General features: G+C 69.7%; 14 protein-coding genes. 4 read left to right on the forward strand and 10 right to left on the reverse strand.

What is annotated here, in order from left to right; genetic code table 11:
• Positions 1 to 181: 181 nt before the first annotated feature.
• The 3 genes from BEK98_RS36360 to thyX all read right to left on the reverse strand — a co-directional run bounded on the left by BEK98_RS36360 (position 182) and on the right by thyX (position 3,878).
• A complete protein-coding gene (locus BEK98_RS36360; protein WP_094221028.1) occupies positions 182 to 1,867 on the reverse strand; it encodes a ribonuclease J in 1,686 nt (561 codons plus the stop codon).
• A gap of 156 nt (positions 1,868 to 2,023) precedes the next feature.
• Positions 2,024 to 2,923, reverse strand: a complete 900-nt coding sequence (dapA, locus tag BEK98_RS36365; RefSeq protein ID WP_094221029.1) for a 4-hydroxy-tetrahydrodipicolinate synthase — start codon at positions 2,921 to 2,923, stop codon at positions 2,024 to 2,026.
• Positions 2,924 to 3,134: 211 nt separating this feature from the next.
• Positions 3,135 to 3,878, reverse strand: coding sequence for an FAD-dependent thymidylate synthase (gene thyX / locus BEK98_RS36370; RefSeq protein ID WP_094221030.1), 744 nt, complete (start codon positions 3,876 to 3,878; stop codon positions 3,135 to 3,137).
• Positions 3,879 to 4,037: 159 nt separating this feature from the next.
• Between thyX and BEK98_RS36375 the strand changes: the two genes are divergently transcribed.
• Both BEK98_RS36375 and BEK98_RS36380 read left to right on the forward strand, forming a co-directional pair.
• Positions 4,038 to 4,220, forward strand: a complete 183-nt coding sequence (locus BEK98_RS36375) for a hypothetical protein (protein ID WP_244202123.1) — start codon at positions 4,038 to 4,040, stop codon at positions 4,218 to 4,220.
• Between the two features lie 90 nt (positions 4,221 to 4,310).
• The gene (locus tag BEK98_RS36380) at positions 4,311 to 4,865 is read left to right on the forward strand and encodes a hypothetical protein (protein WP_094221031.1); all 555 of its coding nucleotides are present in this window, start codon (positions 4,311 to 4,313) and stop codon (positions 4,863 to 4,865) included.
• 23 nt (positions 4,866 to 4,888) lie between these two features.
• Here BEK98_RS36380 and BEK98_RS36385 read toward each other — a convergent pair whose 3' ends face one another.
• The 5 genes from BEK98_RS36385 to rpsO all read right to left on the reverse strand — a co-directional run bounded on the left by BEK98_RS36385 (position 4,889) and on the right by rpsO (position 10,355).
• On the reverse strand, positions 4,889 to 5,341 hold the full coding sequence (locus BEK98_RS36385; RefSeq protein ID WP_094221032.1) for a tetratricopeptide repeat protein: 453 nt from the start codon (positions 5,339 to 5,341) through the stop codon (positions 4,889 to 4,891).
• 25 nt (positions 5,342 to 5,366) lie between these two features.
• Positions 5,367 to 6,119, reverse strand: a complete 753-nt coding sequence (dapB, locus tag BEK98_RS36390; RefSeq protein ID WP_094221033.1) for a 4-hydroxy-tetrahydrodipicolinate reductase — start codon at positions 6,117 to 6,119, stop codon at positions 5,367 to 5,369.
• Positions 6,120 to 6,145: 26 nt separating this feature from the next.
• Entirely contained in the window at positions 6,146 to 7,525 is a 1,380-nt protein-coding gene (locus tag BEK98_RS36395; protein WP_094221034.1) for a M16 family metallopeptidase, read from the reverse strand.
• Positions 7,522 to 9,741 carry a polyribonucleotide nucleotidyltransferase gene (locus tag BEK98_RS36400; RefSeq protein WP_094221035.1) on the reverse strand — a complete coding sequence of 740 codons (2,220 nt, stop codon included), beginning with the start codon at positions 9,739 to 9,741 and terminating at the stop codon, positions 7,522 to 7,524. The genes BEK98_RS36395 and BEK98_RS36400 overlap by 4 nt, the downstream gene beginning before the upstream one ends.
• Before the next feature lie 326 nt (positions 9,742 to 10,067).
• A complete protein-coding gene (gene rpsO, locus BEK98_RS36405) occupies positions 10,068 to 10,355 on the reverse strand; it encodes a 30S ribosomal protein S15 (RefSeq protein WP_020138875.1) in 288 nt (95 codons plus the stop codon).
• A gap of 271 nt (positions 10,356 to 10,626) precedes the next feature.
• Between rpsO and BEK98_RS36410 the strand changes: the two genes are divergently transcribed.
• Positions 10,627 to 10,920: a DUF397 domain-containing protein gene (locus BEK98_RS36410; protein ID WP_094221036.1), complete on the forward strand. Its 294-nt coding sequence runs from the start codon at positions 10,627 to 10,629 to the stop codon at positions 10,918 to 10,920.
• Positions 10,921 to 11,002: 82 nt separating this feature from the next.
• Here BEK98_RS36410 and eccD read toward each other — a convergent pair whose 3' ends face one another.
• Positions 11,003 to 12,511, reverse strand: coding sequence for a type VII secretion integral membrane protein EccD (gene eccD, locus BEK98_RS36415; protein WP_094221037.1), 1,509 nt, complete (start codon positions 12,509 to 12,511; stop codon positions 11,003 to 11,005).
• Positions 12,512 to 12,847: 336 nt separating this feature from the next.
• On the opposite strand from eccD, the gene eccCa reads away from it, so the two are divergent.
• Positions 12,848 to 16,813, forward strand: a complete 3,966-nt coding sequence (gene eccCa, locus BEK98_RS36425; protein ID WP_094221038.1) for a type VII secretion protein EccCa — start codon at positions 12,848 to 12,850, stop codon at positions 16,811 to 16,813.
• Positions 16,814 to 16,944: 131 nt separating this feature from the next.
• On the opposite strand, the gene BEK98_RS36430 is transcribed toward eccCa, so the two are convergent.
• Complete coding sequence (locus BEK98_RS36430; RefSeq protein ID WP_094221039.1) at positions 16,945 to 19,059, reverse strand: serine/threonine-protein kinase; 2,115 nt, start codon at positions 19,057 to 19,059, stop codon at positions 16,945 to 16,947.
• Positions 19,060 to 19,132: the final 73 nt, after the last annotated feature.

A 19,132-nucleotide genomic window follows, 5' to 3' on the forward strand; every position in this document is an offset into this window, starting at 1 on the left:
CCTTTCCGGCGGTTCCGACTTTATCAGAAGTTCTGAGCCGGATTTCCCACCCGCTCCGGTGCGCCGTCGTCCTGCATATGAGGCACTCGGGTTCCCGGTTGGGCGGAGCCGTAAACGTACTGGAGCGGGGCGCCCCGATGCAAATCGAGGCGCCCCGCTCCAAGTTCACGCGGACGGGGTGTCAGACCTCCACCACGACCGGCAGGATCATCGGCCTGCGGCGATACGAGTCGGAGACCCACTTGCCGAGGGTGCGCCGAATGAGTTGCTGCAGCTGGTGGGGCTCCACCACGCCGTCCTGGGCCGAGCGCTCCAGGACCTCCGTGATCTTCGGGATGACGTCGGCGAAGGCCGCGTCCTCGATGCCGGAACCGCGGGCCTGGACGTGCGGGCCACCCGTGATCTTGCCGGTGGAGGAGTCCACCACCACGAAGACCGAGATGATGCCCTCGTCGCCGAGGATCTTGCGGTCCTTCAGGGCCGGCTCGCCGACATCGCCGACGGAGAGGCCGTCGACGTAGACGTAACCCGCCTGGACCTTGCCCGAGATCTTCGCCTTGCCCTCGATCAGGTCCACCACCACGCCGTCCTCGGCGATGACGATCCGGTCGTGCGGAACACCCGTCATCGCGCCCAGCTCGGCGTTGGCGCGCAGATGGCGCCATTCGCCGTGGACCGGCATCAGGTTCCTCGGGCGGCAGATGTTGTAGAAGTACAGCAGCTCGCCCGCGGAGGCGTGGCCGGAGACATGCACCTTGGCGTTGCCCTTGTGGACGACGTTGGCGCCCCAGCGGGTCAGGCCGTTGATGACGCGGTAGACCGCGTTCTCGTTTCCGGGGATGAGGGACGAGGCCAGGATGACCGTGTCGCCGTCGACGATGCGGATCTGGTGGTCCCGGTTGGCCATGCGGGACAGGGCCGCCATCGGCTCGCCCTGGGAGCCCGTGCAGACCAGGACCACCTCGTGGTCCGGCAGGTCGTCCAGCGTCTTGACGTCGACGACCAGGCCCGGCGGGACCTTCAGGTAGCCGAGGTCGCGGGCGATGCCCATGTTGCGGACCATGGAGCGGCCGACGAAGGCGACCCGGCGGCCGTACTCGTGCGCCGCGTCCAGGATCTGCTGGATGCGGTGGACGTGGCTGGCGAAGCTCGCCACGATGATCCGCTTGCGGGCGCCGGCGAAGACCTGGCGCAGGACGTTGGAGATGTCCCGCTCGTGCGGGGTGAAGCCCGGGACCTCGGCGTTCGTGGAGTCGGTGAGCAGGAGGTCGATGCCCTCCTCGCTCAGCCGGGCGAACGCGTGCAGGTCGGTGAGGCGGTTGTCCAGCGGGAGCTGGTCCATCTTGAAGTCGCCGGTGTGCACCACCATGCCGGCGGGGGTGCGGATGGCGACCGCCAGGGCGTCCGGGATGGAGTGGTTGACCGCGATGAACTCGCAGTCGAAGGGGCCGATGCGCTCGCGGTTCCCCTCCGCCACCTCCAGGGTGTACGGGCGGATCCGGTGCTCCTGGAGCTTGGCCTCGATGAGGGCGAGGGTCAGCTTGGAGCCGATCAGCGGGATGTCCGGCTTCTCGCGGAGCAGGAAGGGGACGCCGCCGATGTGGTCCTCATGGCCGTGCGTGAGGACGATGCCCTCGATGTCGTCGAGGCGGTCCCGGATGGACGAGAAGTCCGGCAGGATCAGGTCGATTCCGGGCTGCTCCTCCTCGGGGAAGAGCACTCCGCAGTCGACGATCAGCAGACGGCCGCCGTACTCGAAGACCGTCATGTTTCGGCCGATCTCACCGAGGCCGCCGAGCGGGGTGACCCGGAGGCCGCCCTCGGGGAGCGGCGGGGGCGGGCCGAGTTCAGGATGCGGATGACTCAAAAGACTCTCCTCACCACGCACGCCACGTACCGGTCGGGCACGTGGCGCGCATGACGTTCGTGCAGAAGCAGTTGTCGTTGTGGGGCGCGGGCACCGGTGGCCCGCTTATGCGGTTGTCTCTTCAGTTGTGAAGCTCGGGTGGTGCCAAGTCTGTTGTCAGAGCTGTACCCCGCCGGCGGCAAGATCGATCTTGAGCTGGGCGATCTCCTCGGGCGAACACTCGACCATGGGGGCGCGCAGGGGCCCGGCGGGGAGGCCCTGGAGGGCGAGCGCCGCCTTGGTGGTCATCACGCCCTGGGTGCGGAACATGCCGGTGTAGACCGGGAGCAGCTTCTGGTGGATCTCGGTGGCCTTGACGACGTCGCCCGAGGTGTACGCCTCGACGAGGGCCCGCAGGTCGGGGGTGACGACATGGCCGACGACCGAGACGAAGCCGACCGCGCCCACGGAGAGCAGCGGCAGGTTCAGCATGTCGTCGCCGGAGTACCAGGCGAGGCCGGACTGGGCGATGGCCCAGCTGGCGCGGCCGAGGTCGCCCTTGGCGTCCTTGTTGGCCACGATCCGGGGGTGCTCCGCGAGGCGGACGAGCGTCTCGGTGTTGATCGGGACGCCGCTGCGGCCGGGGATGTCGTAGAGCATGACCGGCAGGCCGGCGGCGTCCGCGACGGCCGTGAAGTGCCGGTACAGGCCCTCCTGCGGGGGCTTGTTGTAGTACGGCGTGACGACCAGCAGGCCGTGCGCGCCGACGCGCTCGGCTTCGCGGGCCAGCTCGATGCTGTGGTGGGTGTCGTTGGTGCCGACGCCGGCCACGATGTGGGCGCGGTCTCCGACCGCCTCCAGTACGGCTCGTACCAGGTCCGATTTCTCCGCGTCGGTGGTGGTCGGGGACTCGCCGGTGGTGCCGTTGATGATCAGGCCGTCGTTGCCTGCGTCCACCAGGTGGGTGGCGAGCCGCTGCGCGCCGTCGAGGTCGAGTGCGCCGTCCGCCGTGAAGGGCGTGACCATGGCGGTGAGGACCCTCCCGAAGGGGGTCTGCGGAGTCGAGGTCGGAGCCATGGGTAACACGCTACTCGGTGCTCCATGCGTGGTCTGCCCGCGGGGTGCCGGGAAAGTCAGGACAAATGCGGAGCCCGGCACTGCCTGCTCGGGGGTTCAAGCAGTGCCGGGTCCGTTTGATCAGGCTAGATGAACTTCTCCAAATGCCGCAATACGGACACTTCGCGCGACTGATCCGTACATCCGTTCCGCGTGGGGGAACAGGGCTTCGTTACGGGGCCACACGCCCGTTCGTATTGAAGGCGGCGTAGGTGAGCGGCATGAGCCTGGCCCACTCCTCCTCCATCTTCTCGCCGACCATCTCGATCTCCCGCTGCGGGAAGGACGGCACCTTGGCCAGCTCGTGCTGGGTGCGCAAGCCGAGGAAGTGCATCAGGGAGCGTGCGTTGCAGGTGGCGTACATGGAGGAGAAGAGGCCGACGGGGAGGACCGAGCGGGCGACCTCGCGGGCGACGCCCTCCGCGAGGAGCTTCTGGTAGGCCGCGTAGGCCTGCTCGTACGACTCCTCGAGGGTGCCGCGCACGGTCTCGTGCTGGGCCGGGGTGCCCTCGACGAAGACGTACTTGCCCGGGCGGCCCTCCTGCACGAGCTTGCGGGACTCGCCGGGGACGTAGAAGACGGGCTCCAGCTCCCGGTAGCGGCCCGACTCCTCGTTGTACGACCAGCCGACCCGGTGCCGCATGAACTCGCGGAAGACGAAGATCGGGGCGCTGATGAAGAACGTCATCGAGTTGTGCTCGAACGGGCTGCCGTGCCGGTCGCGCATCAGGTAGTTGATCAGGCCCTTGGAGCGCTCGGGGTCCTTCTTCAGCTCGTCCAGGGACTGCTCGCCGAGCGTGGAGACGCGGGCGGCGAAGAGGACGTCGGCATCCGAAGCGCTGGACTTCACGAGCTCGACGGTGACGTCACTGCGCAGGGTGAGCGACTCGGGGGTGGTCACGGGGGTCCTTCCCATCACTTCTTCAGGTTCGCGCCCACTGTACGGGGGCCCACTGACAGAGCCCGAACCGTGACGTTGTCGAGGATTTTTTCGGACATGGGCACCTTTTGTGTCACTCGTGCGTCTGTATCGGTGAGGCTTGCGTGTTCGATCCCGAGAGGAGCGGTGCCCCCCGTGCTCAGCAATGTCACTCCCCCGCCCCGTCAGCGGGCGTCCGCCCGCCAGATAGCCGGAGGCTGGCTGCTGGGCCTCACCATCGTGGCCGGGCTCGTCGGCTCGGTGGTCATCGGCATGCCGGCCCTGTCCACGCCGTCCAGTACGCCGGTCCAGCAGTCCCAGGCCTCGCAGGGGCACTGACCCTTCCGGCCGCTCCAGGGTGGTGAGCGGGAACTCGGCCGGATAGCCTCACCGGGCACAGCCCCAGCAAGGATTGAGTGAGGACCAGCCGTGCCCCTGCCCTTCCTGACGGCCGACCGCACCTTCGAGGCGGCTTCCGAGAGCCCGCTGCCCTTCGACGACCTGGAGCGCTGGCGGCGCCCCTACCGGCCCGGTCCCGGGCGGGTGGGCGGGGCGGCCCTGGGGCTGCTGCTCTCCTCGTTCGTGCTGTTCGCGGCGGTCGCGATCGCCCTGACCGGCTCGGCGTCCTCGGCCGGCGTGGTCCTCGGCCTGGCGCTGGCGGTCATCGCCAGCACGCTGCGGATGCTGCGCATGGGCGTGTGGGTGAGCGCACGCGGGCTGCGCCAGGTCGGCTTCCTGGTGACGCGTACGGTGCCCTGGCAGCGGGTGGTCTCGGTGCGGACGGCCCAGCAGCCGGTGCGCTGGCTGGGGCTGCCGCGCACGGTGCAGGGACAGGCCCTGACGCTCGTACGCAAGGACCGGGCGGCCGAGGACACCGCGCCCCTGCTGACCTCGCACGGCCTGGACTTCCTGAACCGCCCCGCGGCCTTCGACCGGGCGGCGGACACGGTGGAGGCGTGGGCCGCGGAGTACGTGCGCCGCTGACGCCCAGGCCTGAGCGGTACGGCTCAGGCCTGGACGGGCCTGCCGTCGTGCAGGGCGATGGCGCGCTGCATCGCCTTGCGGGCGCGCGGGGTGTCCCGGGCGTCGTGGTAGGCGACGGCGAGCCGGAACCAGCTGCGCCAGTCGTCCGGAGCCGCCTCCGTCTCGGCCTTCCGCTTGGCGAACACCTCGTCGGCCGAGTCGCGGTCGACACGGCCGCCCGGGGTGCGCTTCAGCTCGTCGACGGGCAGACCGCCCTCGGCGTCGAGTTCGGCGGCGAGCTGGTTGGCCTTGCGGACGAACTGGGTGTTCTTCCACAGGAACCACAGGCCGATGACCGGCAGGATGAGCACCGCGATCCCGAAGGTGACGGTGAGGACCGTGCCGGACTGGATGAGCATGACGCCGCGGCTGCCGACCAGCACGAAGTAGAACAGCAGGACGGCGGCCGTGACGAGGTAGGTGATCTTCGCGCGCATGACGTCTTCAGGCTCGGCTCGGGTCTCAGCTCAGGTCCAGGAAGTGCTCCAGGCCGAAGGTCAGGCCCGGAGTCGACACCACGCGGCGGGCGCCGAGCAGGATGCCCGGCATGAAGCTGCTGTGGTGCAGGGAGTCGTGGCGGATGGTGAGGGTCTCGCCCTCGCCGCCGAGCAGCACCTCCTGGTGGGCCAGGAGGCCGCGCAGGCGGACGGCGTGCACGGGGACGCCGTCGACATCGGCACCCCGGGCGCCGTCCAGGGCCGTCACCGTGGCGTCCGGCGCCGGGGCCGTACCGGCGGCGCGGCGGGCCTCGGCGATGAGCTGGGCGGTGCGCGTGGCGGTCCCCGAGGGGGCGTCCACCTTGTTCGGGTGGTGCAGCTCGACGACCTCGACCGACTCGAAGTACGGCGCGGCGATCTGCGCGAACTTCATGGTCAGCACGGCGCCGATGGAGAAGTTCGGCGCGATGAGCACGCCGGTCTGAGGGGACTGGGCGAGCCAGCCCTTCAGCTGCGCGAGGCGCTCGTCGGTCCAGCCCGTCGTACCGACGACCGCGTGGATGCCGTGGCGCACGCAGAAGTCGAGGTTGCCCATGACGGAGGCGGGGGTGGTCAGCTCGACGGCGACCTGGGCACCGGTCTCCGCCAGCGTCTCAAGCTTGTCGCCCCGGCCGAGGGCGGCGACCAGCTCCATGTCCTCGGCGGCCTCGACCGCCCGTACCGCCTCGGCCCCGATCCGGCCCCTGGCACCGAGGACCGCCACGCGCAGCTTGCTCATGTTCCTGCTTCCTAACCGGTGGTGTTTCAGGCGACGGCGTCGTGCAGCCGGGCGGCCTGCTTGTCCTTCAGCGGGCCGATGACCGACAGCGACGGGCGCTGTCCCAGGATGTCGCGGGCGACCGAGCGGACCTCGTCCGGGGTGACCGCGGCTATCCGGGCCAGCATGTCGTCGACGGACATCTGCTCGCCCCAGCACAGCTCGCTCTTGCCGATACGGTTCATCAGCGCGCCGGTGTCCTCCAGGCCCAGGACCGTGGAGCCCTGGAGCTGGCCGATGGCGCGGCCGATCTCGTCGTCGGAGAGACCGTTGGCGGCGACGTGGTCGAGTTCGTCCCGGCAGATCTTCAGCACGTCGTGCACCTGGCTCGGGCGGCAGCCGGCGTACACGCCGAACAGGCCGCAGTCGGCGAAGCCGGAGGTGTACGAGTACACGCTGTAGGCGAGGCCGCGCTTCTCCCGGACCTCCTGGAAGAGGCGGGAGGACATGCCGCCGCCGAGGGCGGTGTTGAGCACGCCCATGGCCCAGCGGCGGTCGTCCGTGCGGGCCAGGCCGGGCATGCCGAGGACGACGTGCGCCTGCTCGGTCTTGCGGGCGAGCAGCTCGACCTTGCCGGCCGTGCGGATCGTACGGCTGCCGTCGCGCGGGGCGATGGGCTGCGCGTCCAGGTTCTTGAAGGCGCCCGCCTTCTCGAAGGCCGCGCGGACCTGTCGTACGACCTTGTTGTGGTCGATGTTGCCCGCGCAGGCGACCACGAGGTGGGTCGGGTCGTAGTGCTTCTTGTAGAAGCGGCGGATGCGGTCGGCGCTGAGGGCGTTGACCGTGTCGACCGTGCCGAGGACGGGGCGGCCGAGGGCGTTGTCTCCGAACATCGTGTGCGCGAACAGGTCGTGCACACAGTCGCCCGGGTCGTCCTCGGTCATCGCGATCTCTTCGAGGATCGCGCCGCGCTCGACGTTGACGTCGTCTTCGAGGATGAGCGAGCCGGTCAGCATGTCGCAGACGACGTCGATGGCGAGCGGCAGGTCGGTGTCGAGCACGCGCGCGTAGTAGCACGTGTACTCCTTGGCCGTGAACGCGTTCATCTCGCCGCCGACCGCGTCGACGGCGGAGGAGATGTCCAGCGCCGACCTGCGGTTCGTGCCCTTGAAGAGCAGGTGCTCCAGGTAGTGCGTGGCGCCGTTCAGGGACGGCGTCTCGTCGCGGGAGCCGACGTGTGCCCAGATGCCGAAGGTCGCGGAGCGGACCGAGGGCAGGGTCTCGGTGACGATGCGCAGGCCGCCCGGGAGGGTGGTCTTGCGGACCGTGCCGATGCCGGCTGTGCCCTTGATCAGGGTTTGGGTACGGGCAACGGCCCGCGCCTCCGTAGAGGTGCGGGCCGTCGCCTTGGAGCTACGGGACGTCACTGCTCGGCGTCGTCCTTCTTCGTCTCGTCGCCTTCTTCGCCCTCGATCACCGGAACGAGGGAGAGCTTGCCGCGGGAGTCGATCTCGGCGATCTCGACCTGGACCTTCTGGCCCACACCGAGGACGTCCTCGACGTTCTCCACGCGCTTGCCGCCGGCGAGCTTGCGGATCTGCGAGATGTGCAGCAGACCGTCCTTGCCGGGCAGCAGGGAGACGAACGCACCGAAGGTGGTCGTCTTCACGACCGTACCGAGGTAGCGCTCGCCGACCTCGGGCATCGTCGGGTTGGCGATGCCGTTGATCGTGGCACGGGCGGCCTCGGCGGACGGGCCGTCGGCGGCACCGATGTAGATCGTGCCGTCGTCCTCGATGGTGATCTCGGCGCCCGTGTCCTCCTGGATCTGGTTGATCATCTTGCCCTTGGGGCCGATGACCTCACCGATCTTGTCGACCGGGATCTTGACGGTGATGATCCGCGGGGCGTGCGGGGACATCTCGTCGGGCCGGTCGATGGCCTCCATCATCACGTCGAGGATGTGGAGCCGGGCGTCGCGGGCCTGCTTGAGGGCCGCGGCCAGGACGGAGGCCGGGATGCCGTCCAGCTTGGTGTCGAGCTGGAGGGCGGTCACGAACTCCTTGGTGCCGGCGACCTTGAAGTCCATGTCGCCGAAGGCGTCCTCCGCACCGAGGATGTCGGTGAGGGTGACGTAGTGCGTCTCGCCGTCGATCTCCTGGGAGATCAGACCCATGGCGATACCGGCGACCGGGGCCTTCAGCGGCACACCGGCGTTCAGCAGCGACATGGTGGAGGCGCAGACCGAGCCCATGGAGGTCGAGCCGTTCGAGCTGAGCGCCTCGGACACCTGGCGGATCGCGTAGGGGAACTCCTCACGCGTCGGCAGGACCGGGACCAGGGCGCGCTCGGCGAGCGCACCGTGGCCGATCTCGCGGCGCTTCGGGGAGCCGACGCGGCCGGTCTCGCCGGTGGAGTACGGCGGGAAGTTGTAGTTGTGCATGTAGCGCTTGCGGGTCACCGGGGAGAGGGTGTCCAGCTGCTGCTCCATGCGGAGCATGTTGAGGGTGGTGACGCCCAGGATCTGGGTCTCGCCACGCTCGAACACGGCGGAACCGTGCACCCGCGGGATGGCCTCGACCTCGGCGGCGAGCGTACGGATGTCCGTGACGCCACGGCCGTCGATGCGCTTCTTCTCCTTGATCACGCGCTCGCGGACCAGCTGCTTGGTGAGCGAGCGGTACGCGGCGGAGATCTCCTTCTCGCGGCCCTCGAACTCCGGCAGGAGCTTCTCGGCAGCCAGGCCCTTGACGCGGTCCAGCTCGGCCTCGCGCTCCTGCTTGCCGGCGATGGTGAGCGCCTGGGCCAGCTCGGGGCGGACGGCGGCCGTCAGGGCCTCCAGGACGTCGTCCTGGTAGTCCAGGAAGATCGGGAACTCGCCGGTCGGCTTGGCAGCCTTCGAGGCGAGGTCCGCCTGGGCCTTGCACAGGACCTTGATGAAGGGCTTCGCGGCCTCCAGACCGGCAGCGACGACCTCCTCGGTCGGCGCCTCGGAGCCACCCTCGACCAGCTGGATGGTCTTGTCGGTGGCCTCGGCCTCGACCATCATGATCGCGACGTCGCCGTCCTCCAGGACGCGACCGGCGACCACCATGTCGAAGACGGCGTCCTCGAGCTCGGTGTGCGTCGGGAACGCGACCCACTGGCCGTTGATCAGCGCGACGCGGACGCCGCCGATCGGGCCGGAGAAGGGCAGGCCGGCCAGCTGCGTGGACGCGGACGCGGCGTTGATCGCCACGACGTCGTACAGGTGGTCGGGGTTGAGGGCCATGATCGTCGCGACGACCTGGATCTCGTTGCGCAGGCCCTTCTTGAAGGACGGGCGCAGCGGGCGGTCGATCAGACGGCAGGTGAGGATCGCGTCCTCGGAGGGACGGCCCTCACGGCGGAAGAAGCTGCCGGGGATCTTGCCGGCGGCGTACATCCGCTCCTCGACGTCCACCGTCAGGGGGAAGAAGTCGAGCTGGTCCTTGGGGTTCTTGGATGCGGTGGTGGCCGACAGCACCATGGTGTCGTCGTCCAGGTACGCCACGGCGGAACCGGCGGCCTGCTTGGCCAGGCGGCCCGTCTCGAAGCGGATGGTACGGGTGCCGAAGGCGCCGTTGTCGATGACGGCCTCGGCGTAGTGGGTCTCGTTCTCCACTAGCGTTTTCTCCTCGTCTTCGTCCCTGGGCTGCCCGTGTGGCAGGGGGACGGTTACGGAGAAGCGCGCCGTGCGGTGCGGGCCGGTCTTCGATCGAAGCACCCGGGGCTCGCTTCCCCCCGGGGGCCACTACCGAGGACCGGCGGCGGCGAGGTGCACTTCTCCTCTTTTTATCGTGCTGTGTCGTCCGTATTGCGTTGTGTGCTACCACACTACAAAGCGTGAGTGACACTCCGCACGTTTCGGCCCTGACGACGAGGGCTTCGTGCATACGGCAAAGGGAGCGGTCCCGGAGTCCTTCCGGGAACCGCTCCCCTCACGGCGTCTTACTTGGCGCCCGCAGCACCGCGGCGGATGCCCAGGCGGTCGACCAGCGTACGGAAGCGCTGGATGTCCTTCTTCGCCAGGTACTGCAGCAGGCGACGGCGCTGACCGACCAGGATCAGCAGACCACGGCGGGAGTGGTGGTCGTGCTTGTGGGTCTTGAGGTGCTCCGTCAGGTCGGAGATCCGACGCGAGAGCATGGCGACCTGGACCTCGGGGGAGCCGGTGTCGCCCTCCTTGGTACCGAACTCGGTGATGATCTGCTTCTTCGTAGCGGCGTCGAGCGACACGCGTACTCCTCATAGTCTGTGAGTGCCATCGAGTGCCCCCGGTCCACTTCTCGGGGGAGCTTCCGTAACTCGGGAGGCGGGGATCCGCTGGGCGCGGCCTCCAGAGCCTTCTGAGAGGGCTCCGGGGGTGCGTACACAAACGGCCGTCACACAGGGTACCAGCCAGTGGCGGGAACCCTCTCCCACCTTTTGGAACGCCCCGGGCACGGTGGAGGCGGCCACTAGGGTGAGCGTGCTGATCGTACGGACGTCGGGAAGGGGTCGCTTCGGGATGGCGGAGACGGAAGCGGAGATCAAGGCGCGCAAGGAGCGGGAGCGCGACGAGCTGTACGCGCTCGACATCTCGGGCGTCGAGTGGCACAGCGCCCCGGGTACGGAGGAGCACGAGGAGCGGGTCGAGATCGCGTACCTCCCGGAAGGGGCGGTGGCGATGCGGTCCTCCCTCGACCACGACACCGTGCTGCGGTACACGGAGGCGGAGTGGCGGGCGTTCGTCCTGGGTGCCCGGGACGGGGAGTTCGATCTGAAGCCGACGCCGGAGAACGGCGGGCTCGCGGCGCAGTGAGCGCAACGTGAGACGTGAAAAGGGCGGCACGCGCGCGTGCCGCCCTTTTTCTGCTTTCTGCGTCTGGTGAGCCTGCGAGAACCTAGCTCGTCATCGCGCGCGCCCGCTCGTACACGTCGAACACGGCCAGCGCCAGCGGGATCAGCGTGAGCAGGACGAAGCTCTCGGCGATCTCCAGGAAGCGGCCCCAGAAGGGGGTGACGCCGCGCCGCGGAGTGATCAGACCGATCGCGGTGACCAGGGCGGTGGCCGCGCCGACCGCCGCGGCGAGCCAGACGCTGCGGATGTCGAGGGAGGCGTGGTCGCCCTGGAAGGCGTCGATCAGGTAGTTCCGGGGCGGGTTCAGGGCGAGCCCGAGGCCGAGGAAGACGATCGCGGCGAGGCCCGCGGCCAGGGTGGCGCCGACCTGCGCGGTGTAGCGGAACAGGTGCGCCCGCATCAGCATCGCCACGCCGGTCGCGAGGGCCAGGAGCTGGGCCCAGATGTTGCTGGAGAAGCCGAGGACGATCGACGCGCCCACCGCGACGAGGGCACAGCCGCCGACGAGGCCGACGAGGAGTTCGTGGCCGCGCCGGGCCTGGGCGGCCACCCGCTCGAGGTCCACGGGCTCCTGCGGGGCGGGCTCGCCGCTGTCGTAGCCGCCGCGCGAGGGGTTGGGCGGCTCGAAGCCGATGGGCAGCCGTGCGAAGCGCATGGACAGACCCGGCAGGAAGGCCAGCGAAACGACGGACAGCGGGGCGCAGATCGCGGCCGTTTCGATGGCCTTCAGCTCGGTGAGGAGCGCGATGAAGCTGGTGATCAGACCGATGGCGGAGGCGAAGACGAACGCCACGAAGGGTCCGTCGCCGCCCGGCGACATCAGGGTGAGCACCAGGGAGGCGACCAGGACCGCCGTGCAGGCGAGCAGGAACTGGAGCCGTCCGATGCCCTGGCCGGCGGAGAGCGACAGCAGCCCCGAACCGGCCACGGCCACGTTCGGCAGAGCGCCGAGTCCCAGCGCGACCGCGGAGCCCCGGTCGCCGTACACACGCGCGCGGACGCAGGCGATGGTGACCAGGAGGATGCCGGTGACGCCCGCGATGATGCCCTGCAGGCTGTTCATGTCGTGGCGGATCTGGGAGCTCCAGGCCACGAACGCGAGCAGCGCGGGCAGGATGCCGCCCGCGACGAGGCCGGCGGCACGGGTGAGGTCGCCGCTCCACAGGGTGCGGTCGCGGGTGACGGCGGAGGCCACCGCCTCGGAGACGTCGTCGAGGACCGCGGGCGGCAGCGACTCGGCGAACGGGCGCAGGGTGAGCAGCTCGCCGTCGAGGATGCGCTGCGCCGTGAAGGACCGGGCGCCGTCGAGGACGGTGCCGTCACGCCGGACGAGGTGGTAGCCGACCGGCGCGCCCTCGGAGGGGCTCTGCTGGGACAGGCGCAGGATCTCCGGGTACAGGTCGGCGACCGGTACGTCGTCGGGCAGCGCCACGTCTATGCGGCTGTCGGGCGCCACGATGGTGACCCGGCAGAAGCCGAATCCCATGCCTGCCCCGGAAGGGGCTCCGGTGCCCGGTCCACCGGTCGCGCCGGCAGGCGCGGAGGCCGTCATGCTCACCTGCTGTTCCCCCTCGTCGGTGGTGGGGCGGCCTGCGTGCCGCCGCGCACCCTTCCGCCCGTAAAGATCCTGTGTAGGTTGTGCCGCGCCATCCGCACCGCCGGCCAACCGAGCGGTCGTATCCGGGGGTTGCGGGGTGGCGCTTGCTTCGAACCGTTGCGGATTGCCCGGGTTTTCCCGGCACGATTCGCAACTGCTCACGCGTCTCACCGGCACCCTACCGCCCGCCGTTGTCAGTGGTTGTCAGTAGGATCGCGCTTCGCGGTCGACGTCCGCCTGACACGGGGCGGCGGACGAAACATCTCGGTCCGGCAAGGGAATTGGTGCGTAGTGAGCCACATCGTCGTCAAGCGCCCACCGCGGGCACTGCCGAAGGAAGTGCCCACGGACGAGGTCGTACTGCAAGCGCCGCCGGAGCTTCCGCGCGGCCAGCAGGAAGGCGCTCTGATGCAGCTCCTGCCCATGCTCGGCATGGGCGGGTCCGTGGTCTTCTTCTTCAACCCCCAGGCCCAGCCCTTCATGAAGATCATGGGCATGGTGATGGTGGCCTCGACGATCGGCATGGGCATCTCGATGCTGATCCGCTACCGCCGCGGCAGCCAGGGGCAGATGGCCGACATGCGCCGTGACTACCTGCGTTACCTGTCGCAGACGCGGCGCGGCGCCCTGGAGACCGCGCAGGCGCAGCGCGACGCCCAGTACTACCTGCACCCTTCGCCGGAGCAACTGTGGGCCCTGGTCGCCGAGGGCAGCCGGGTGTGGGAACGGCGCACCGGTGACGAGGACTTCGGACAGGTACGGGTGGGCCTCGGCCCACAGTCCCTGGCAACTCCCCTGATCCCACCGCAGACCGCCCCGGTCGACGAGCTGGAGCCACTGACCGCGGGCGCCATGCAGCGCTTCCTGGCCACGCACAGCGCCCTCGACGACCTGCCGATGGCGGTGTCGCTGCGCGCCTTCTACCACGTGACGATCAGCGGCGAGCCGGGCACCGTGCGCGGCACCGCCCGGGCCGTCACCGCCTCCCTCGCCTCGCTGCACTCCCCCGAGGACCTGGTCATCGCCGTCGTCACCGGACGCGCCTCGGCGCCCGAGTGGGAGTGGGCCAAGTGGCTGCCGCACGTGCAGGTCCCGGGCGTCGCCGACGGCGCCGGCAGCTTGCGTCTGATCACCACCGACCCGGTGGAGCTGGAGGACCGGCTCGCCTCCCGCCTGCAGGGCCGCCCGCGCTTCCACCCGGGCGGACCGCCGGTGCCCGAGCAGCCGCACGTGGTGGTCGTACTCGACGGCATCTCCCTGCCGCCGACGTCGTTGCTGGCCAGCCCCGAGGGCATGCAGGGCGTGACGGTCCTGGAGGTCGTGCCCGGCGACCTCACCTTCGGCCGCGGCGACCTCTCCGTCCTCGTGCAGCCCAAGGAGCTGCGCCTGGAGTCGGCGCACGGCATGGTCTACGACGGGACGCCGGACGTCCTGTCGTACGAGGCCGCGGAGGCGCTCGCCCGCCAGCTGGCGCCGCTGCGCATGGCGTCGGGCGGAGACGACGACCAACCGCTGCTCGCCAACCTGGAGTTCACGGATCTGCTGAACCTGGGCGACGCGGCCTCGGTCGACACGAAGCGGACCTGGCGGCCGCGCTCGCAGTCGGAGCGGCTGCGGGTGGCGATCGGTCTCGGCGAGGACGGCCGGCCCGTGATGCTGGACCTCAAGGAGGCCGCCCAGGAGGGCATGGGCCCGCACGGCCTGTGCGTCGGTGCGACCGGTTCCGGCAAGTCGGAGCTGCTGCGTACGCTGGTGCTCGGTCTCGCCGTGACCCACTCCTCCGAGACGCTGAACTTCGTCCTCGCCGACTTCAAGGGTGGTGCCACGTTCGCGGGCATGGCCCAGATGCCGCACGTGGCGGCCGTGATCACCAACCTCGCGGACGACCTGACCCTCGTCGACCGTATGGGTGACTCGATCCGGGGTGAGCTGAACCGCCGCCAGGAGATGCTCCGCGACGCGGGCAACTACGCGAACATCCACGACTACGAGAAGGCCCGCGCGGCGGGCGCGCCGCTGCAGCCGATCCCGTCCCTGGTCCTGGTGATCGACGAGTTCAGCGAACTGCTGACCGCGAAGCCGGACTTCATCGAGATGTTCGTGCAGATCGGCCGTATCGGCCGTTCGCTGGGCGTGCACCTGCTGCTCGCCTCCCAGCGCCTGGAGGAGGGCCGGCTGCGCGGCCTGGAGACGTACCTCTCCTACCGCATCGGTCTGCGCACGTTCTCGGCGGCCGAGTCGCGTGCCGCGCTCGGCGTCCCGGACGCCTACGAGCTGCCGAACGTCCCGGGTTCGGGTTTCCTGAAGTTCGGTACGGACGAGATGGTGCGCTTCAAGGCGGCGTACGTCTCCGGGGTGTACCGCACCAGCTCGCAGCAGGTCGCCGCGCTGGGCGGTCCGCTGCCCGTGGACCGCAGGCCGGTCCTCTTCACGGCGGCCGAGGTCGCGGTGCAGTACGCGCCGGTCCCGAAGCAGCGCCAGGAGGCGCCCGAGGAGCAGAAGGACGACGCACTCGCCGACACCGTGCTCGACGTGATCGTGCGGCGCCTGGAGGCGCAGGGTCCGGCCGCCCACCAGGTGTGGCTGCCCCCGCTGGACAGCCCGCCGTCGCTCGACGCGCTGCTGCCGGGGCTCGCCCCGGTGCCCGGCCGTGGCATGACCCAGCCGGGCTACGAGGGCGCGGGCCGGCTCGTGGTCCCCGTCGGCCTCATCGACAAGCCCTACGAGCAGCGCCGCGACCCGCTGTGGCTCGACTTCGGCGGCGCGGCCGGCCACATGCAGATCGTCGGCGGCCCGCAGTCCGGCAAGTCGACGCTGCTGCGCTCGATCATCGCGTCGTTCGCGCTCACCCACACCCCGCAGGAAGTGCAGTTCTACGGCCTGGACTTCGGCGGTGGCGGTATGGCCGCGGTGGCCGGCCTGCCGCACGTGGGCGGTGTCGCCTCGCGACTGGACCCCGAGAAGGTCCGGCGTACGGCGGCCGAGGTGTACGGCGTCATGACTCGCCGCGAGGAGTACTTCCGCTCCGCGGGCATCTCCTCCATCGCGGAGTTCCGCTCCCGCCGCGCGCGGGGCGAGATCTCGGTGACCGACCAGCCCTGGGGTGACGTCTTCCTGGTCATCGACGGCTGGGGCAACTTCCGCTCGGACTACGAGGCCCTGGAGCCGCTGGTCCTGGACATCGCCGCGCGCGGCCTGGGCTACGGCATCCACCTCGTCCTCACCGCCTCGCGCACGATGGAGGTCCGCGCGAACCTCAAGGACCATCTGATGAACCGCCTGGAGCTGCGGCTGGGCGACCCGATGGACTCCGAGATCGACCGCAAGGTCGCGGCCAATGTCCCCACCGGAGTGCCGGGTCGCGGTCAGACCCCGCAGAAGCAGCACTTCATGGCGGCGGTCCCGCGCATCGACGGCCTCTCCTCCGACACGGACCTCGCGGAGGCGTCGACCGCCCTCGCGGCCGAGGTCACCCGTCACTGGCAGGAGCCCGGCGCACCGGAGGTACGCCTGCTGCCCCGCGAGTTCGCCGCGGCCCAGCTTCCCCCGGGCGACCGCTTCCCGAACCGCGGCGTCTCCTTCGCCCTCGACGAGGACAACCTCGAGCCGGTGTTCGTGGACTTCGAACAGGACCCGTTCTTCCTGGTGTTCGGCGAGAGCGAGTCCGGCAAGTCGAACCTGCTGAAGCTGCTGATCAAGCGCCTCACCGAGCGCTACGACGGCAACAGCTGCAAGCTGTTCGTCGTCGACAACCGCCGCTCGCTGCTCGGGGTGACCCCGCCGTCCCACCTGGCGGAGTACATCCCCATGTCCAACCAGATGCAGCACCACATGGACGCACTGGCCGACCTGATGCAGCGCCGCACCCCGACGGCCGACGTGACCCCGGAGCAGCTGCGCGAGCGCAGCTGGTGGCGGGGCCCCACGGTGTACGTCGTCATCGACGACTACGACCTCGTGTCCACGTCCAGCGGCAACCCGCTGGCGGGCCTCACGGAAATGCTGCCGTTCGCCCGCGACGTCGGCGTCCGCTTCATCATCGCCCGCTCCACGGCGGGCGCGTCCCGCGCCGGCTACGAGTCCTTCATGCAGCGCATCAAGGAACTCGGCGCCCAGGGCGTGGTCCTCGCGGGCGATCCGGCGGAGGGCGACCTGCTCGGCGGGGTACGGCCGCGGGCGATGCCTGCGGGGCGGGGGATCTTCGTTTCTCGGAAGAGGGGGAAGCCGATGGTGCAGGTGGGGCTGGTGGAGTCCTAGGAGACCTTCGCCTTCGGAGTCGTTCCCCGACAGGAACGGCCCTCGCCTCCTGATCCGACCTGGATGCCGCGGACCATGCCGGTCCGCGGCATCCTGCCGTCCCGAACACGGTCGAACGACGTGCTCACCGCTCAGAACGTCGAAAGAGCGATGACCGAGCTGTCGTACATGACGAAGACGCGGTTTCCGGCGGCGGCCAGGCGGGCGTAGTCGGGATCGGGGACCATGTAGCTCCGTGAGTCCTTTCCGTCCGAGGACCGCACCGCATTGATCAACAGCTGTGGCCCATACCCGTTATGGGTCCTGCCGAACGTCCAGACGCCGTGGCCCTGCCGTACCACAGGGCTCCCCCACGTCGCGTTCTGCGACGCCTCCCACAGCACCTTGCCGTTTCCCTTGTCCAGGCACCTGGTGCCTGTACCCGCGTTCGTGTAGACCGCGTCCGCGTAGACCGCGGCAGGGCCCCACTTGTACCCGTCGGTCTCCCAGTCGTCGAGTTTGGTATTCCAGATCCTCGTTCCGTCGCTGAGCCGGCGGGCGTCCATGGACTTGCCGTTGATGTACACGATGCCGTCGTAGACCACCGGGCTGACCGTGAGGTCCTTGTCCTGGTCGAGGCGGGTCCATGCCGTGCTGCCATCGTTGGTGTGCACGACGAGCACGGTGCCGTCCACGGCCGATATGACCAGCCTGCCCTGGCCGGCAACGGCAGGGGCGAGCAGATTCCCGCGGAACTTTGTGGGGACGGCAGTCGTCCAGCGGATCCTGGCGTCGGAGCGGCTCACGCTGCGCAGCCTGTGGTCCTTCGTCACCAGGTACACGGCATCGTCGTCGGCCGCGAGCAGCGCCGCCGTCTCCGCGGCCGGGCACGTCCACTTGGGTTCACCCGTGGAAGGCACGAACGTCCGTAGGACACCCTTGTCGTCGGCGCCGACGACCAGCCGGTCGGAGAGAGACAGATAGCCGCTCTTCGTCCTGACGTGAGGCGCGCTCCAGCGGCGCTTGCCGTTGGTGATGTCGAATCCCGCGATGCCGCCGGTCGCGACGCCGAAGACGATGACGTCCCCGATCGGCAGCAGCGTCTGAGAGTAGGCGTCCGCCTTGCCGTGCACTTCCCAGAGGTCCGTCGGCTGAACGTCATGGTTGATCGGGTCCTCGATGCCGTGGACGTCCAGCTTTTGCAGGGGAACAGGCACCGCCGGAGGAATGTCGAATGGACCGCTCTTCGTCCTCGTCGATCCACCGCGTGTTCCGAACCACCACGCGGCCGTGCCGCCCCCGCCCGCCAGGACCACGCCACTGGCGGCCAGCCCGGTGAGCACCCGCCTGCGGGTGACGGACGGAGCCGTCTCCGTCGTGACCGGTAGGGGCAGTCGGCGTGCCGCGACCTCCCGCTCTCTGATGGCGTCGGCAACCGGTCCACGCTGCCAGACTCGATCGGCTCTCTTGGGCGCCGCCATGGCCTGGACGATCTGGGGCGGGGCAGGACGCGCGGCCGGCTCCTTGGCCAGGCAGGGCAGGATCAGTGACTGCAGATGCGGTGCGATGCCGTCGAGCCGTGGTTCTCCGTGCACCACTTCGTACTGCACGGCTGCGACATGCGAGCCCTCGTACGCCCGTCTGCCACTTGCCGCGTAGGCCAGAACCGCGCCGAGCGAGAACACGTCCGCCGACGGAGTCACCCGCCGACCGAGCACCTGCTCGGGAGCGCCGTACCCCGGAGTGACGGGCACCTGCCCAGTCGTGGTGAGGGTCAGGCCGTGTTCGGGCCGAGCGATACCGAAGTCGATGATGCGCGGTCCGGCCGAGGTGAGCACGATGTTCGGCGGCTTCAGGTCACGGTGGATGAACCCGGCAGCGTGGATGTCGGCGAGGGTCCGGGCGAGCGCGGTGGCAAGGGCGCGCAGAGCCGACTCGTCGAGAGGTCCGTAGGTGTCGACGGCTTGGTCCAGGGTGAGTCCCGCGAGGAACTCGGTAGCGATCCAGGGCCGTCCGCCCTCGGTCCATGCGCCGAGTACATTCGCGATTCCGTTGCTCCGCACCGCCTGAGCGGCCTGCGCCTCGCGCACGAACCGCTGAGCGAGGTGGGTGTCGTGGGTGAGTTCCGGCCGCAGCACCTTGACAGCAGCCAGGCTACCGGCACCGTCCTGGCCGACGTAGACCTTGCCCATGCCGCCTTCGCCGAGAACGCCGAGAACACGATAGGGACCGAGGCGGAGTGGGTCGCCGGTGGCAAGGGGTTTCATGGTGGGTCCTTCTGCCCGAGAGGGGTCGGTGGGGGCGGCCGAGCGGCGAGGCTGTCGTGCGCGGTTCCGCGCG

Source organism: Streptomyces diastatochromogenes (assembly GCF_002242805.1).
GTDB lineage: Bacteria > Actinomycetota > Actinomycetes > Streptomycetales > Streptomycetaceae > Streptomyces > Streptomyces diastatochromogenes.